The following is a 14,221-nucleotide window of genomic DNA, read 5'->3' as shown; positions in this document are numbered from 1 at the left end:
AATGACACCTGACCTCCGGGCCCGCATCGAGGCGGCCCCCATGCGCACGGCCCAGTGGCTCGTCGTCGCGCTCGCCACGGCGCTCAACGCGCTCGACGGCTTCGACGTGCTCGCCATGGCGTTCACGTCGGCCCGCGTCTCCAAGGACTTCGGCCTGACCGGCGGCGAACTGGGGATGCTCCTCAGTGCCGGCCTGGTGGGCATGGCCATCGGCTCGCTCGTGCTCGGGCCGATCGCGGACCGGATCGGGCGCCGGCCCGTCCTGATCCTCTCGGTCTCCCTCTCCGCCGTCGGCATGCTCCTGTCCGCCACGGCGGGCGGTGCCTGGCAGCTGGGGCTCTGGCGGGTCGTGACCGGCCTCGGGGTCGGCGGCATCCTCGCCTGCACCAACGTGCTCGTGAGCGAGTTCTCCTCGAAGAAGCTCCGCGGCCTCGCGATCAGCATCTACACGGCCGGATACGGCGTCGGTGCCACGGTCGGCGGCAGCGCGGCCGTGTGGCTGCAGGCGACGTTCGGCTGGCACGCCGTGTTCGTCGGCGGCGCCGCCGCGACTGCCGTCCTGCTCGTGGCCGTCCTCCTCGTCGCTCCCGAGAGCATCGACTTCCTCGCCACGCGCCGCCCGCGCGGGTACGAGGCCCGGCTCGCGCGCCTCGCCCGCCGCCTGCGCCTCGGCGGTGCCGAGACCGCGGACGTCCTCGCGGTGCCCGTCGCGGACGCCACGCGGCCGGATCCGTCCGGCACGACCGTGGGCCAGCTCTTCGCCCGCCCCAACCTCCGCACGACCCTGCTGGTCTGGGGCGCGTTCTTCGTGGTGATGTTCGGGTTCTACTTCGTGAACAGCTGGACTCCCAAGCTCCTGGTGACCGCGGGGATGACCGAGAGCCAGGGCGTGGTGGGCGGGCTCATGCTCACGCTCGGCGGAACGGTCGGCTCGATCGCCTACGGCGCGTTCGCCGCGAAGTGGCACCGCCGCACCGTCATGCTGTGGTTCACGGTGCTCGCCGCGGTCGCGACAGGCGTCTTCATCTCGACGGCGGGCGTCCTGGCCCTCGCCTTCGTGGTCGGCGTCCTGCTCGGCGCCCTCATCAACGGCTGCATCGCCGGCCTGTACGTCATCACGCCCTCGGCCTACGCCGCGAGCCTGCGCAGCACGGGGGTCGGCTGGGCGATCGGCATCGGGCGCATCGGCGCGATCATCGCCCCGCTGGTGACCGGGGCGCTGCTGGACACCGGGTGGACCCCGAACGGGCTCTACCTCGCGGTCGGCGCCGTGATCCTGATCGGCGCCGTCGCGGTGTACTTCCTGCCCCGCGACGCCAGCGCAGGCCGCGCGGCAGGGGAGCCGGCGGAGCCGGAGGCGGTCGCCGCGCACTGACACGCCCACGACGCCCGACGGCGGCGACGCACCCCGCGCGGGCGCGTCGCCGCCGTCGTGCTCGGGGGGCTCCGCGTGGAAGACTGGGAGGATGCTGAGCAGGTCCCGGCCCGCGCAGGCGGCGCCACCGCCCCAGACGCCGCGCACCGCCGTCGCGCGCGTGCTCAGCGAGGTGTTCCAGCCGCCGTTCACGATCGCGGTCCAGCTCATCGTGAGCCCCGCCGCGAGCCCGGGCTGGCCCGAGACGTGGTGGTACGGGGCCTTCGCGGCCCTCTTCACCTGCGTGCTCCCGTTCGGCATCCTCCTGGCCCTGGTCAAGGCCGGACGCGTCACCGACCACCACGTCAGCCAGCGCACCCAGCGCGCGCCGGTCCTCGCGATGGCGGTCGGATGCGTGCTCGCGGGCCTGGCTGTCCTCGCGGTCCTCGGCGCCCCGGCGTCAGTCATGGCGATGACCGTGGCGATCGTCGCCGGGATCGCCTTCCTCGCTGTCGTGAGCCTGTGGTGGAAGGTGAGCGGCCACGCGTCCGCGATCGCGTCCTCGACCACGGCGGCGGTGCTGCTGCTCGGCCCGGACTGGTGGCCGCTCTTCTTGCTCGTGCCCCTGGTCGGGTGGTCCCGCGTGGCCCTCGGGGCCCACACTCTCGGGCAGGTCGTCGCGGGCGCCCTCGTGGGTCCGGTGGTGATCGTCGGGCTGTGGTGGCTCCTCCTCGGCGCGGGCTGACCGCCACGCGAACATGCTTCATCGTGCTTCTGATACGGAGAAACTCTCAATGAAGGCGGAATAGATATTTCCGCAACCTAATCGGTGGTCCTACGCTGGAAGGCACCGGCCTCTGCCGGACCGGACACCCGTGACGAGAGCAGGCGAGGGGGCCATGGAGACGCGACACCTGAGGTACTTCGTCGCGGTCGCCGAGGAGCGGCACTTCGGCCGCGCGGCCCAGCGCCTGCACATGGCCCAGCCGCCGCTGTCCCAGCAGATCAAGCAGCTCGAGGAGCAGCTCGGCACGCCCCTGTTCGAGCGCACCACCCGCAAGGTCGAGCTGACCCCCGCCGGCGAGCTGCTCCTCGAGCGCGGCCGCCGCATCCTGCAGGACCTCGAGGAGCTCGAGTCGGACGTCGCGCAGGTGGGAGCCGGTGCGGCGGGCGTGCTCCGCGTCGGCTTCTCCGGCTCGGCCACCTACCGGCTGCTCCCGCCGCTCGTGCAGAAGGCCCGCCGCGAGCTGCCCGGCCTCAAGCTCAGCGTCCACGGCGAGATGCTCACGCCGCAGATGGTGGCCGACCTCGAGGAGGGCAGGCTCGACGTCGCCGTCCTCCGCCCGCCGGTCGACTCGCCGGAGGTCGACCTGGCCTTCCTCGACCAGGACCGACTCGTCGCCGCGCTCCCTGCCGACTCCCCGTGGGCGGAGCGTTCCCAGCTCGACCTCGCCGATCTCGCGGGCGAATCGTTCGTCGGGTACCCCGCCCAGTCCGTCGTGACCCGGATCTTCCGCGAAGCGTGCCACCGCGAGGGCTTCACGCCCCGCGTCGTCCAGGAGGCCGCCGAGACCTCGACCCTCCTCGCGCTCGTCGCCGCCGGGATGGGCCTCGCGCTCGTGCCCATGACGACCCGCCGGTTCGCGTTCCAGGGCATCGTCTTCCGGCCCGTGCGCAACGCCCCGCCGGTGGACCTGGCGGTCGCGTGGCGGCGCGGCGCCCAGACGCCGCTCGTCCGCCGCTTCCTCGCCCTCTTCGACACCGTGTCCGCACCCGCGCACGACGGCGCCGCCGCACCCCGCGCGGCCCAGCCACCCGCCGTCGTGCGCACCCAGCCCGTGAAGGAGCCCACCCGTGAAGATTGAGCGCATCGAAGCGATCCCGTACTCGATCCCCTACACCCACCCGCTGAAGTTCGCGAGCGGGGAGGTCCACGACGCCGAGCACGTGCTCCTGCGGATCCACACCGACGACGGGCTCGTGGGCATCGCCGACACCCCGCCGCGGCCCTACACCTACGGCGAGACGCAGGCCTCGATCGTCGCGGTGGTCCGGGACCTCTTCTCGCCGCAGCTGACGGGGCTGGACCCGCTCGACCGCGAGAAGGCCCAGCGCATCATGGGCCGTACGGTCCACAACGACACCGCCAAGGGCGCCGTGGACATCGCGCTGTGGGACCTCATCGGCAAGTCCCTCGGCGTCCCGGTCCACAAGCTCCTCGGCGGCTACGCGGACGGCATGCGCGTCTCCCACATGCTCGGCTTCCGCCCGGCCCACGAGCTGCTCGAGGAGGCCCAGCGGTTCCGCGAGCAGTACGGCGTGACGACCTTCAAGCTCAAGACCGGCCGCCGCCCGCTCGGCCTCGATGTGGAGGCCGTCCGCGTGCTGCGCGAGGGCCTCGGCGACGACGTCGAGATCTACCTCGACGCGAACCGCGGCTGGACCGCCAACGAGGCGATGGAGGTGCTGCGCCGCACCGAGGGCATGGGGCTGACCGCGCTCGAGGAGCCGTGCGACGCGTCAGAGGCGCTGAGCCGCCGCCGCCTCGTGCAGCACTCGCAGATCCCGATCGTGGGCGACGAGTCGGTGCCGACCCCCGGGGACGTCTCGCGCGAGCTCCTCTCCGGCGGGTGCAACGCCATCTGCATCAAGACGGCCCGCAGCGGGTTCACGAAGGCCGGCGAGATCCTCGGGCTGTGCACCGGCCTCGGCGTGGACGTGACGATGGGCAACCAGATCGACACGCAGATCGGGTCCCTCGCCACCGTCACGTTCGGCGCGGCGCACGAGGCCAGCCAGCGCCGTGCGGGGGAGCTGTCCAACTTCCTGGACATGTCCGACGACCTCCTCGCCGAACCGCTCGAGATCCGCGACGGGGTCATCCGCGTCCGCGAGGTGCCCGGCGTGGGCGCCGAGATCGACGAGGGCAAGCTCGCCCGCTACCGCCAGGATTCCTGAGGAGGACCACATGCTGTTCATGGCACGCATGGACGTGACGTTCCCGCCCCATCTGACCCCCGAGCAGGTTGCGGACTTCCAGGCCCGAGAGAAGGAGTACTCGGCAGGCCTCCAGCGTTCGGGGAAGATGGCCGGCATCTGGCGGATCGTGGGGGAGTACGCCAACCACTCGCTGTTCGACGTCGAGTCCAACGACGAGCTCCACACGATCCTGAGCGGCTTCCCCATGTACCCGTACATGAAGATCAAGGTCACTCCGCTGGCGAAGCATCCCAACTCGATCCGCTGAGCGGAGGGCCCTCAGGGCTCTCGCCGCGGCCCGTCCAGGTCTTGATGACCGTCCACGCGACGGCCGTGACAGGAACCGCCAGCAGTGCCCCGATGATCCCGGCGAGGACCGTCCCGGACGCGAGTGCGAGGAGGATCGCGAGGCCGTGGATCGAGAGCACCCGGCCCATGAGGAGCGGCTGGAGGAGGTGGTGCTCGATCTGGTTCGCGGCCAGGACCACGATCAGCGCGACGAGCGCCACCACCGGCCCGTTCGAGATCAGGGCGATGCCCACGGCGAGGAACCCCGCGAGGGTCGCGCCCAGGATCGGGATGAACCCTCCGATGAACACGAACACGGCCAGGGGCAGCGCCAGCGGCACCCCCAGGACCTGCAGCCCGATCCCGACGATGACCGCGTCCGCGGCGGCGACCATCACCGTGCCGCGGACGTAGCCGCCGAGCACGATCGCGCTCCGGTCCGCGGCGAGCCGGGCCCTCTCCCGGTGCGAGGGCGGCATGAACCACAGGAGGAATTCGAGGATCTGGCGGCCGTCCTTGAGGAAGAAGAACAGGATCACGGCCATCAGGATGAGCGAGGTGACGATCTCGCCGGCCGCGCGGGCCCCGGTGAGGGCCTCGGCCCCGACGCTCCCGGACGTGAAGAAGTGCTGGATGGAGTCGCGCGCCTGGGCGATCTGCTCGTCGCTGATGCGCGCGGGCCCGTTGTTGAGGAAGCTGTGGAGCTGCTCGAGGCCGGCCGTGAACCGTTCCGCCAGCTCGTGGGCCTGCGCGCGGACGAGGAACACGATGCCGGTGATGATCCCGCCGAAGACCGCCAGGATCGCCACGAAGGAGGCCAGCACTGCCAGGGCCCGCGGCCACCCGTGGCCGTGCAGCCAGCGCACGAGCGGGGCGATCGCGCACGCGAGGATCGCGGCGACGACCACGGGGATGACCACGAGCGGGATGCGCAGCAGGACCCAGAGCACCGCCCATATGAGGGCGCCGACCGCGAGGGCCTGCACCGAGCGAATCCCTGCGCGGCCGAGGCCGTCGGACCAGAGGTCAGCGACCTGCCTGCGCGGGGGAGTGGCGGGCGGTTCGGACATGGTGCCCTCATTCCAAGTCGTCGGCGAGCCAGCCCAGCGTACCGCTGGTCTCCCAGCGCTGGTTCAGACCGTACCGATGAGATCCGAGGGGTCTCAATGGCGCCGAAATCAGTATTTCCCTCAGCTCAATACCCCGTCCTACGGTGGAAGCATCACCCGGTGAGATGGATCACAGGGAAGGACGAAGGAGTCGCCATGAGCACCGAGACAAGTTCCGGACCGCAGGGCCCCGGCCTCGGCGCCATGGCGCTCCCGCGGCCCTCCTCTGGGGCCATCGTCACCGCGGAAGCGTACGACGGCGCCGCGCACCGATGCGGGGCTGGAGCCTTCACGCTCGTCTCACTCGACCCGCCCCTGGCTCTCGTCACGCTGCCCCGCAGCTCCGCCGCCGCCCAGTGTGTGGGCGACGCGCCCTTCACCGTCGACGTCCCAGATGCGTCCGGGACCGAGATGACCCTGACCTGCAGCCCCTGGAACGTCTACGACGGCGGCGACCACGTGATCGCGGTCGGTGAGGTCGTCTCCTGCCGAAAGGACCAGCCATGCTCTTCACCCTCCTGACCCTTGCCCGCCCCGCCTCCTCGCCGGTGCCCGGCGCCCCCAGCGGAGGGCGCGACGGCAGCGGCACGCCGAGCGCCGGCGTCGTGCGTCCCCACGAGCACGGGCTGGAGTCCGCCGCCTGGGCGGGTTGGTGGTGCCCGGACTGCGGCGCCTGAACCAGGCCGTTTCAACTCAGCGGAAGCAGGGCCGCGGCCGCCAAGGCGCTCTCCCGTACAGTCGGTCCATTCCAGCGGCAGTGACGCCGCTCACAGCAATCCGCAGGGTGCATGCACGACGCCGAGGAGCTGATGACCGACGATGACTTCCACGGCCGCAACCGGGGGCCCGGGCCCGGCGCGCACGCTCGCGTTCTCGACCGAGGGCATCCCCACGGCGAACCGGGTGGAGCTCTGGTCGATCCACAATGCGAAGGCGCTCATCGCTCTCGACATCCGGACGATGGACGACTCGCCGCTCGCGGCGGCGGAGATCAACCTGCACTTCCCCTCGATCAAGCTCGCCCAGGTGCGGGGGAGCGCCCAGGTCATCGAGCGGAATGAGCGGTTCATCCGCCGGCATCCGATGGACGTCATCGGCGTGTTCTTCGCGCTCGCCGGCGAGGCGTTCTTCTACTACCCGGGCGGCTTCGAGACGCTGAGGCCGGGCCAGGCCGTCATCTACGACGCCGACCGGCCCTTCATGCGCGGCTTCCACCGGGGCGTCGAGGAGATGGTCCTGACGATCCCGCGCGAGGAGTACCTCGCCCTGTCCGGCGGGAGGCCGCTCACCAAGCCGGTTGTCGTCGACTTCCACGACGCCGGTTCCTCCAACCGCCACATGCTCGCGCTCGCGAGGCTCGTCCGCGAGGCCCTCGCCACGGGCACAGCCGGCGGTGCACCGGCCGCCGCGCCGCTGGACGCCCGGGGAGTCGAGGCATCGTCGATCGAACTGCTGCGCCTCCTCGTCGCGGGCAAGGGCGCCGGGACGGCCCTGGGCTACCTCGCCTCGGCCCGCTGCTTCATCGAGGAGCAACTCGCGGACGCTGACCTGTGCCCGGCGCGGGTCGCTGACGCCGTGGGCATCAGCGAACGGCACCTCACCCGCGTGTTCGCCGAAGAGGGGGAACCGCCGGGCGCGTACGTCCTGCGCCGGCGCCTCGAGCGGGCACGGTCCCTCCTCGCCGACGAGGGCGAGCGGACGACGCCGATCGCGGCCGTCGCCGCCAGATGCGGCTTCTCCTCGCAGGCCTACTTCGCCCGCGTCTTCAAGGCACGCTTCGGCGTGACGCCGCTGGCCGCCCGGCGCGGCGGTGCCGACACCCTGATCCTGTCCGACTGACGGGCCGGCCGCCGCGGGTCGCGCCCGCCCGAGTCGGCCAGCCGCGCGATTTGCAGTCCTCGGACACGTTCTTGCACTCCCCGGACATCCTCCAGTGCAGGACCTCGCAGAGCGGATGTGAGCTGGAACACTCGTCGTCACCGGGGAAAGGACGTGCCGGCGACGCTGCCGGCCCACACACGAGGAGACCACCCTATGACCACCCCACCCATCGACCCGCGCGACCTGCGGCACGCCTTCGGGCGCTTCGGCACAGGCGTCACAGTCGTCACGACCCGCAATGACGTCGGCGAGGCCCACGGTGCGACCGTGAGCGCCTTCACCGCAGTCTCCCTCGACCCGCCGCTGGCCCAGGTCACGCTCATGCGCGAGTCCAAGCTGTCCGGGTTCGTGGCCCAGCGGCCGTTCGCGATCAACATCATGGGCGCCGCCCAGCAGGACACGTGCCTGCACTTCGCGGGCAGGCCGATGAGGGACGGCCCCGCCTGGGGGCAGAGCTCCACCGGAGTCCCGGTCCTCGCCGGCAACGCCGCGACCCTGGAGTGCCGCCCGTGGGCCGTATACGACGGCGGCGACCACCTCATCGTCGTCGGCGAGGTCGTCGCGCTCGAGATCACCCCCGCCGCGCCGCTCCTGTTCTTCGGCGGCAAGTTCCACCACCTCGGTGGCCTCGTCGGCGGCGCGCCCTGGGACTACTGCGGCGACGGCCACGCTGCCCAGTCCTCGTTCGTCCCCGCGCTCGCCGTTCTGTAGGCGCCTCCCGCTCCACCTCCCTCGCAGAGGCCAGTAGCCCCACGACACCGCACCCGCCCACCCACGCCGCGGCAGCGCCGCCGTCGGCCATCGAAAGGAACCAGCCATGACCGAGATCCTCGACACGCCCACCGCCGCCCCGCACGCCGTTCCCGACATGAGCGAGCGCACGACGCCCGCCAACCCCCTCAAGCCGCAGACCGGAGACGAGTACATCGAGTCCCTCCGCGACGGGCGCGAGGTTTGGATCTACGGCGAGCGGGTCAAGGACGTCACGACCCACCCGGCCTTCCGCAACTCGGTGCGGATGGTCGCCCGCCTGTACGACGGCTTCCACGACGAGGCCACGGCGAGCAAGCTGCTCGTGCCCACGGACACCGGCTCGGGGGGCCTCACACACCCCTTCTTCAAGGCCGCCCGCAGCATCGACGACCTGAAGGCCTCCCGCACCGCGATCGAGACGTGGGCGCGGATGTCCTACGGGTGGCTCGGCCGCTCTCCCGACTACAAGGGCTCCTTCCTCGGCACCCTCGGCGGCATGCCTGAGTACTACGAGCCCTACCAGGACAACGCGGACCGCTGGTACAGGGAGTCGCAGGAGAAGGTCCTCTACTGGAACCACGCGATCGTGAACCCGCCCGTGGACCGGCACCTGCCGCCGGAGCAGGCCGGGGACGTGTTCATGAAGGTCCAGAAGGAGACCGACGCCGGGCTCGTCGTCTCGGGTGCGAAGGTCGTGGCCACGGGCTCGGCGATCACGCAGTACAACTTCATCGCCCACTACGGCCTGCCGATCAAGCGGAAGGAGTTCGCTCTGATCTGCACCGTGCCCATGGACTCGCCGGGGGTGAAGCTCATCTCGCGGGCCTCCTACTCGCACCAGGCCGCCGTGATGGGAACGCCGTTCGACTACCCGCTCTCGTCGCGCCTGGACGAGAACGACGCCGTGTTCGTCTTCGACAACGTCCTCGTCCCCTGGGAGAACGTGTTCTCCTACGGCGACATCGACAAGATGAACAACTTCACCCCCGCCACCGGCTTCCTCAACCGCTTCTCGTTCCAGGGCGTGATCCGCCTGGCCGTGAAGCTGGACTTCATAGCCGGCCTGCTGCTGAAGGCCCTCGAGATCACGGGAACCAAGGACTTCCGGGGGGTGCAGACCCGCGCCGGCGAGGTCATCGCGTGGCGGAACATGTTCTACGCGCTCGCGGACGGCATGGCGCTCAACCCGGATCCGGGCCCCAATGGGACGGTTCTGCCCAAGGTCGACTACGCCATGGCGTACCGGGTGTTCATGTCGACCGGGTACCCGCGCATCAAGGAGATCATCGAGCAGGACGTCGCCTCGGGCCTCATCTACCTCAACTCGTCTGCGCTGGACTTCAAGACCCCCGAGATCCGCCCGTACCTCGACAAGTACATCCGCGGCTCCGAGGGTGTGGCAGCCGTGGACCGGGTCAAGCTCATGAAGCTGCTCTGGGACGCGATCGGCACCGAGTTCGGCGGCCGCCACGAGCTCTACGAGCGCAACTACGCGGGCAACCACGAGGGCGTCAAGCTCGAGACACTCATGGTCGCCGAGGGCAACGGCACGGTCGCCTCGATGAAGGGGTTCGCGGACCAGTGCCTCGCCGAGTACGACCTCGACGGCTGGACCGTGCCAGACCTCATCAACAACGACGACGTGAGCATCTTCCTGAACCGGCGCTGACCGGCGGGACGTGACCTTCAGGAGGTGACCTTCAGGACGTGACCTTCAGGACGTGACCCCCAGGAGGTGACCTTCAGGACGTGACCCCCAGACGGGCTCTTGGGGGTCACCTTCTGGGGGTCACCTTCAGGGGGTCACCTTCTGTGGGTCAGGAGCGTGTCTTCGAGTCACTCCCGCTCCCGGATGGTGAGCGTCCCCGCGAGGTCGAGGTCCGCCTGGGTGCCGGGATAGCCGGACTGGGCGATGAGGATCGCGCCGAACGCGGCAGCCCAGAACGTGCGCACCTCCTGCCGTGAGGACCGTTCGATCCGCCATCCGCGCAGGTCCAGGCTGCGCTCGAGGTAGCGCTCGGACATCCGGAACAGGAGGCTCAGGTGCCCCTTGACGACGGCGCCGAGCTGGGGCTTCGCGCGCGCCACGGCGAGGGCGTTGATCACCACGGGCAGGGACGGCGTGACGAGCACCGTCCGCGCGATCGCCCGGCGGAAGGCGGCCGCCGTCGTCATGCGCGAGCCGGCGCCCTCGATCCGCCCGGCGTCGCGGAGCATGAGCGCGAACGCGGCGTGGATGAACAGGGAGTCCTTGGAGCCGAAGTGGTAGGTGATCTGGTTCGGGTACACCCCCGCCGCGCCGGCGATCTCGCTCACCGTGACGGCATCGGCCGGGCGCGCGGCGAAGAGTCCTGCGGCCGCCTCGATGATGCGCCGGCGCGTCCTGGCCCCGCGGCCCCGTGGGGGCGCGGGCGCGTAGCGATGTGACGAGACTTCGACCGAACCCATGCTGGAATTGTATGCTGTACAACGCCAACGGTTTTGTATCGCATACAAGGGTGTGCGAGCGTCGTCGGCGGGATGGGGAGGGCGTGCCAATGACTGAGATCGTCATCACGGGTATGGGGGCGACCACCCCGCTGGGCGGCACCGTCTCGGAGCTCTGGGGCGGCATGCTCGCCCTGCGCTCGGGCGTCCGCAGCCTCGCCGGCTTCGACGACAGCCTCCCGGTCCGCATCGCGGCATCCCTCGCCGTCGAGCCCGAGGCCGCGATGCCGCCGGTCGAGGCCAGGCGCCTCGACCGCAGCCAGCAGGCCGCCCTCATCGCTGCACGCGAGGCGTGGGCAGACGCGGGCGCGCCGGCGGTCGACGGCGACCGGCTCGCCGTCGTGATCGGCACCGGGATCGGCGGGGTCACCACGCTCCTGGCCCAGGACGACGTCCTCGAGGCCTCCGGTGCCCGGCGCGTCTCTCCGCGCACCGTCCCGATGCTCATGGCCAACGCCGCCGCCGCGCAGCTGTCGATCCAGTTCGGGGCCCGCGCCGGCGCCTCCGCCCCGGCCTCGGCCTGCGCTTCGGGCGCGGAGGCGATCGTCCAGGCCGCGCGCCTCATCGAGTGCGACGAGGCGGACGTCGTGATCGCCGGCGGGGCGGAGGCGGCCATCACGCCCCTGACCATCGCGGGCTTCGCGCAGATCGGTGCCCTCTCCAAGGCCGCGGGGGACCCCGAGGCGGCCTCGCGCCCGTTCGACGCGAACCGCACGGGCTTCGTGCTCGGCGAGGGCGCCGGCGTCGTGATCCTCGAACGGGCGGACCACGCCCGGGCCAGGGGGGCCAGGGCCCGCGCCGTGCTCGCCGGCTACGGCATCACGGCGGACGCCTTCCACATCACGGGCACCGACCCCGCGGGCCTGGGCCAGGTCAAGGCGATCCGGAAGGCCCTCGCCAAGGCCGGCATGGCGCCGTCGGACGTCCAGCACGTCAATGCCCACGCGACCGGCACCCAGGTCGGCGACGTGAGCGAGGCGATCGCCGTACGCGAGGCCCTCGGCGACGGCGCCGCCGTCACCGCCCCCAAGGGGGCGCTCGGCCACCTGGTCGGCGCCGCCGGCGCCGTGGAGGCGATCATCACGGCCAAGACGATCGAGGAAGGCGTCATCCCGGCCACGCGGAACCTCGACGACCTCGACCCGGCCATCGGGCTCGACGTCGTGGCGGGCGCGCCCCGCACAGCCCGGGTAGAGGCCGCCGTCAGCAATTCCTTCGGCTTCGGCGGCCACAACGTGAGCCTCCTCCTCACCCGCGCCTGACGGTTCGTCTCCTGACGTCTTCCGCGGTGCCCCCGGACCGCGTTAGGCTCAGCGCCATCCCGCGTGCTGGGCGCGAGATGAATCCTTGGGGGAACCGTGCCACTAGCGTCCGAGCACCACCGCGCCCGATTCCGGCCCGGCAGCTTCGCGGCTGCTCACTTCTTGTCCGCTCGCCTCTCGTCCGCGCGCCGCAAGCTGCGCGTCGTCGGCGTGACGGTCGCTGCCGTCCTGCTGCTCATCACCGGGGTCGGCATCTCGCCGGCGGCGGCCGTCTCCGTCGCTCCGCCGCCGAAGCTCTTGGGGATGAGCATCACCTCCCCGGCGGTGCTGCACCCGGGCGATTCCCTCACCATCGACTTCACGCTGAGCCGCCCGGCGGACTACGTCACGTTCACTGTCAACGGCGTCGAAGGCCCGGAGTACCTCACCGCGAAGTCGGGCCCGACCTCGGGGTCGAGCCCGTCGACGGGAAGGGCGACCCTCGTAGTGGGACCTGACCAGGGCCAGCTCACATGGTCCGACACCTATGTGGTCGGTGGGGTCAGCGTGGGGTACGACAGGGAGTACCTCTGGAGCCAGTACGATCCGAACGCCTACTTCTACCGGATCGCCGACTACGCGGCCGACGGGACGTGCCACTACAACGAGGGCGGATACTGCCTGCCGGGATACGCCTACGGAAGGCTGACCGTGTCAGTCGACGCGCCGGCCTACCGCCTCAGCGACAATGCGAACCTGACGCCCCCGGCGATCGTGGGCACTCCTGGCTACGGTGAGACCATCGGCCTCGTCGACGCCACGTGGGCGGCCGGCAAGAGCGGACGCAAGACATACCTGCGTGACGGGGTTGAGGTTGACCACCCGGACTGGGTCGTCGAGGAGGACATCGGCCATGACCTGAGCGTGCATCTCGAGTCGTTCGCCGAGGGCTACCGTCCCGCGGGCGCGACCTCAGCGCCGGTCACGATCAGCTCGCCCATCACGGCGTCCCCGGCTCGGCTCACCGGGCGTGCCGTGGTCGGCCAGAAGGTGACGGCAGCCTTCGACGAGTCGAGCGTCGCCGTGACCCCACCGCAGCCGTTCACCGTCTCGTACAAGCTCAACTACCAGCCGGCGACGCCCGACCAGTTCGCCCACACGCTCGTGGCCCGGGACGCCGGCAGGAAGTACCGGTTCGAGGCGATGGTGATGGCGACGGGGACGCCGAGCGCCCAGCGGCCCTTCTCGGCGACCACGCCCGGCATCGTCCGCTACAAGGTGGCAGGCGAGGGGTTCGACGCCGGCTTCACGCCCGACATGTTCGCCCGCGACGCGGGGGGCAGGCTGCTGCTGTACCCGACGGACGGGGTGGGCCGCTGGCTCCCGGCCAGGACGGTCGGCGTCGGGTGGGACGTGTTCGATCTCATCCTCAACGTGGGCGACTTCGACGGCGACGGCAACGGCGACGTGATCGGCCGCGACGCCGCCGGCGGCCTGTTCCTCTACCCGGGCGACGGGCGGGGCGACTGGCTGCCGCGCCGGCAGATCGGCTGGGGCTGGAACGAGTGCGGGGCCATCATCCCGGTCGGAGACTTCGACGCCGACGGAATCAACGACCTCCTGTGCCGCACCACCGACGGCAGGCTCGTCTTCTTCCCCGGCCAGGGCGACGGCACCTTCCGCCCCGTCAGCTCCTACATGCCCAACCGGCTCCGCACCGCCGCCATGCCCGGCTGGAGCAACCCCCTCATCGGGGAGGGCTGGAACAGCCTGAGCCACGTCTTCTCCCCCGGGGACTTCGACGGCGACGGCAGGAACGATGTCCTCGCGCGCGACGCCGGCGGGCAGCTCCTGCTGTTCCGCGGCGACGGGAAGGGCGGCTGGCTCAGCGACCGTGCGACCGTCGTCGGCTGGGGCTGGGGCGGCATGGCCCGGATCGGAGGTGCGGGAGACTTCGACGGCGACGGCACCCAGGACGTGTGGGCGGTCGACGGCGGCGGCAGGCTCCTCGTCTACTTCGGCAACGGCCGCGGCGGGTGGCGCGGCAGCGCCGTCGTGGGCACCGGCTGGAGCGGGTTCACCTCCGTGTTCTAGGGAAGCGAGTAGGACAGCCCCTGTCCGTATCCCGC

General features: G+C 71.2%; 14 protein-coding genes. 12 read left to right on the top strand and 2 right to left on the bottom strand.

The annotated features are described in order from the left end of the window. Nucleotide 1 precedes the first annotated feature (1 nt). From CGQ25_RS15330 to catC, 5 genes are all read left to right on the top strand, one after another. Nucleotides 2-1,375, top strand: coding sequence for an MFS transporter (locus CGQ25_RS15330; RefSeq protein WP_208710712.1), 1,374 nt, complete (start codon nucleotides 2-4; stop codon nucleotides 1,373-1,375). 91 nt (nucleotides 1,376-1,466) lie between these two features. After that, a complete protein-coding gene (locus CGQ25_RS15325) occupies nucleotides 1,467-2,099 on the top strand; it encodes a phosphatase PAP2 family protein (protein WP_208710711.1) in 633 nt (210 codons plus the stop codon). A gap of 154 nt (nucleotides 2,100-2,253) precedes the next feature. Beyond that, a complete protein-coding gene (locus CGQ25_RS15320) occupies nucleotides 2,254-3,219 on the top strand; it encodes a LysR substrate-binding domain-containing protein (protein WP_208710710.1) in 966 nt (321 codons plus the stop codon). Next, nucleotides 3,209-4,312 (top strand): mandelate racemase/muconate lactonizing enzyme family protein, encoded by a 1,104-nt coding sequence (locus tag CGQ25_RS15315; protein ID WP_208710709.1) that lies wholly within the window; start codon nucleotides 3,209-3,211, stop codon nucleotides 4,310-4,312. The genes CGQ25_RS15320 and CGQ25_RS15315 overlap by 11 nt, the downstream gene beginning before the upstream one ends. A 10-nt stretch (nucleotides 4,313-4,322) precedes the next feature. Then, entirely contained in the window at nucleotides 4,323-4,601 is a 279-nt protein-coding gene (catC, locus tag CGQ25_RS15310; protein ID WP_208710708.1) for a muconolactone Delta-isomerase, read from the top strand. Here catC and CGQ25_RS15305 read toward each other — a convergent pair. After that, a complete protein-coding gene (locus tag CGQ25_RS15305) occupies nucleotides 4,564-5,691 on the bottom strand; it encodes an AI-2E family transporter (protein WP_208710707.1) in 1,128 nt (375 codons plus the stop codon). The two genes, catC and CGQ25_RS15305, sit on opposite strands and share 38 nt — an antisense overlap. A 195-nt stretch (nucleotides 5,692-5,886) precedes the next feature. On the opposite strand from CGQ25_RS15305, the gene CGQ25_RS15300 reads away from it, so the two are divergent. The 5 genes from CGQ25_RS15300 (at nucleotide 5,887) to CGQ25_RS15280 (ending at nucleotide 10,033) form a co-directional block, all read left to right on the top strand. Beyond that, nucleotides 5,887-6,252 carry a flavin reductase family protein gene (locus tag CGQ25_RS15300; protein WP_208710706.1) on the top strand — a complete coding sequence of 122 codons (366 nt, stop codon included), beginning with the start codon at nucleotides 5,887-5,889 and terminating at the stop codon, nucleotides 6,250-6,252. Beyond that, a complete protein-coding gene (locus tag CGQ25_RS15295; protein ID WP_208710705.1) occupies nucleotides 6,234-6,407 on the top strand; it encodes a hypothetical protein in 174 nt (57 codons plus the stop codon). Before CGQ25_RS15300 ends, CGQ25_RS15295 begins: the two co-directional genes overlap by 19 nt. A gap of 142 nt (nucleotides 6,408-6,549) precedes the next feature. Beyond that, a complete protein-coding gene (locus tag CGQ25_RS15290) occupies nucleotides 6,550-7,569 on the top strand; it encodes an AraC family transcriptional regulator (protein WP_208710704.1) in 1,020 nt (339 codons plus the stop codon). A 195-nt stretch (nucleotides 7,570-7,764) separates the two neighbouring features. Continuing rightward, nucleotides 7,765-8,322, top strand: coding sequence for a flavin reductase family protein (locus tag CGQ25_RS15285; RefSeq protein WP_208710703.1), 558 nt, complete (start codon nucleotides 7,765-7,767; stop codon nucleotides 8,320-8,322). 106 nt (nucleotides 8,323-8,428) lie between these two features. Beyond that, nucleotides 8,429-10,033 carry a 4-hydroxyphenylacetate 3-hydroxylase family protein gene (locus CGQ25_RS15280; RefSeq protein ID WP_208710702.1) on the top strand — a complete coding sequence of 535 codons (1,605 nt, stop codon included), beginning with the start codon at nucleotides 8,429-8,431 and terminating at the stop codon, nucleotides 10,031-10,033. A gap of 167 nt (nucleotides 10,034-10,200) precedes the next feature. Here the strand turns inward: CGQ25_RS15280 and CGQ25_RS15275 are convergent, their stop codons facing one another. Beyond that, nucleotides 10,201-10,812, bottom strand: a complete 612-nt coding sequence (locus tag CGQ25_RS15275) for a TetR/AcrR family transcriptional regulator C-terminal domain-containing protein (RefSeq protein WP_208710701.1) — start codon at nucleotides 10,810-10,812, stop codon at nucleotides 10,201-10,203. Between the two features lie 89 nt (nucleotides 10,813-10,901). On the opposite strand from CGQ25_RS15275, the gene CGQ25_RS15270 reads away from it, so the two are divergent. After that, nucleotides 10,902-12,113 carry a beta-ketoacyl synthase gene (locus CGQ25_RS15270; RefSeq protein ID WP_222703660.1) on the top strand — a complete coding sequence of 404 codons (1,212 nt, stop codon included), beginning with the start codon at nucleotides 10,902-10,904 and terminating at the stop codon, nucleotides 12,111-12,113. Between the two features lie 162 nt (nucleotides 12,114-12,275). Then, a complete protein-coding gene (locus tag CGQ25_RS15265; RefSeq protein WP_208710699.1) occupies nucleotides 12,276-14,186 on the top strand; it encodes a VCBS repeat-containing protein in 1,911 nt (636 codons plus the stop codon). Nucleotides 14,187-14,221 lie beyond the last annotated feature (35 nt).

The sequence above is a fragment of the Sinomonas sp. R1AF57 genome (assembly GCF_002224485.1).
GTDB classification, from domain to species: Bacteria; Actinomycetota; Actinomycetes; order Actinomycetales; family Micrococcaceae; genus Sinomonas; species Sinomonas flava.
The sequence above is the reverse complement of the archived record's forward strand: the minus strand, read 5'-3'. Positions and strand labels throughout refer to the sequence as shown.